Consider the following 1,833-nt stretch of genomic DNA (forward strand, 5'->3'; position numbering starts at 1 on the left):
AGCGTCGCGGCGGGGGCCGCCGCCGGGAGCGTGACGGCCCCGGGCCCGGGCGGTACGCTGGCCGCCGCGCCCGAAGTCGTGTCGACCGCCTGGTCGGCCGATTCCATCGTGGTCGACGTCACCGTCGCGCCGCCCTCCGACATCTACCTGGACGACACGAAGGTGGCGACGGCCGCGACCCACTGGACGAAGCGCCTGGTCCGCAAGCAGTGGCTCGTGCGGATCGACGGCGGCGACTACGGCACGCGCGAACAGAAGAAGAAGCCCCGGTCCGCCGACACCGTGGTCGCGTTCCGCTTCGACCTCGCGTCCGGCAGCGGCGGGGTCTACGTGGACGGGCCCCGGGGCGGGCTCGACATCTACATCGATGGCCAGTACCAGCGCGCCGTCACGCCCTCGCCGGTGCGGCCGGTCAAGGCGGGCCCGCATCTCGTCGAGGTCCGGGACCGGAAGACCGGCGCCGTCGTCGCTTCGAAGCAGATCGTCGTCAAGGAAGGCTCGACCAACGTCGTGGTGGACTTCACCGCCGGCCACTGATGCCGGCGCCCCCGCCGCGGCGGGCCGGCGTCCGCGGCCGCGGGACGCCACGCCGGGACCGCATTCCAGCCGTTCGCAGGGATTCGCCGACCATCCTCGGGAGCGCCACGCACGACATGTCCGACCTGACCCAAATCGGCCATTACGTCATCAAGGGCCTGCTGCGGCACGGCCGCTCGGCGGACTCGTACTTCGCCGAGAACGCCTCGATGCGCAGCCAGAAGGTGCTGCTGCGCGTGCTGCTGCCGGAAACCGCGTCGGACCCGGCGTTCGTGCGCAGCTTCATGGAGGAGGCGCGCATCGCCGCGCGGCTCGACCACAACTGCATCGCCTCGGTGCTCGACCTCAAGGACGACGGCGAGCGCATCTACGCGGTGCTCGAGTTCATCGAGGGCCTCGAGCTGGGCGAGATCCTGGAGCGCTTCGGCCCGCCGCCACCCGAGGTGGCGGCCGCCATCATGCGCGAGGTGTGCAGCGCGCTCGAGCACGCGCACGGCAAGTCGATCCTGCACCGCCGGCTCCGCCCGCGCCTCATCAAGGTCACGCCCGAGGGCGGCGTCAAGGTGCTGGGCTTCGGCCTGCGCGAGCGCGAGAGCTTCCTGCAGTCGTCGGTCCTGCCCGACGCGCTGCGCGAGGAGCTCTATCGCCCGCCGGAGCAGGTGCGCGAGGAGCCGCAGGACGTGCGCGGCGACCTCTACACGCTCGCCGTGATCATCTACGAGCTGCTCTCGAACCGCCTGCCGTTCGACGTGATCCCCGGCCCCGCCGGCAGGGGCCCGGCGCGCAAGCCGCCGTCGATCTTCGAGCGCAACCCGCTCGTGCCCGCGGCGTTCGGGCGCCTGCTCGAGCGCTGCCTGGCGGAGCGCCGCGAGGACCGGCCCGCCGACGCGGGCGAGGTGCGCCGCGCGCTCGACGACCTGCTCGACGAGTACCGCGTCATGCACTCGGCGGACCTGCTGCAGCTCTACCTGGGCAATCCGCCGGACTACAGCGAGCAGGCGCGCAAGCGCTCGCTCGAGGCCATGCTGCGCGACGCCGAGCGGCTCTCGAAGGGCAGCGACGCCGAGCGCCGCGCGGCCATCGAGGAGCTCGAGCGGCTGCTGTCCGCCGACCCGAACCACAAGCAGGCGGCTTCGCTCGCGCGCAAGCTGCGCCCGGGCGGGGGCGCCTCGGTGCCGCCGCCACCACCACCGCCGCCCGCGCCGCAGGAGGAGTTCGACGCGGGCAAGACCATGCTCGACGTGCCCGGCGCGTCGCTGCCGCCGCGGCCGGCGAAGCCCGCGTCGGCGCCGCCAC

2 protein-coding genes are annotated in these 1,833 nt (G+C 73.4%); both read left to right on the forward strand.

Annotation, left to right across the window (positions count from 1 at the left end; genetic code table 11):
- Nucleotides 1-537, forward strand: a 537-nt coding sequence (locus tag VI078_18160; protein HEY6001214.1) for a hypothetical protein, incomplete at its 5' end; no start/stop codon positions are given.
- A gap of 116 nt (nt 538-653) precedes the next feature.
- A partial coding sequence (locus VI078_18165) for a serine/threonine-protein kinase (GenBank protein HEY6001215.1) occupies nt 654-1,833 on the forward strand: 1,180 nt, incomplete at its 3' end.

It is taken from the genome of bacterium (assembly GCA_036524115.1).
Taxonomy (GTDB): domain Bacteria; phylum JAUVQV01; class JAUVQV01; order JAUVQV01; family DATDCY01; genus DATDCY01.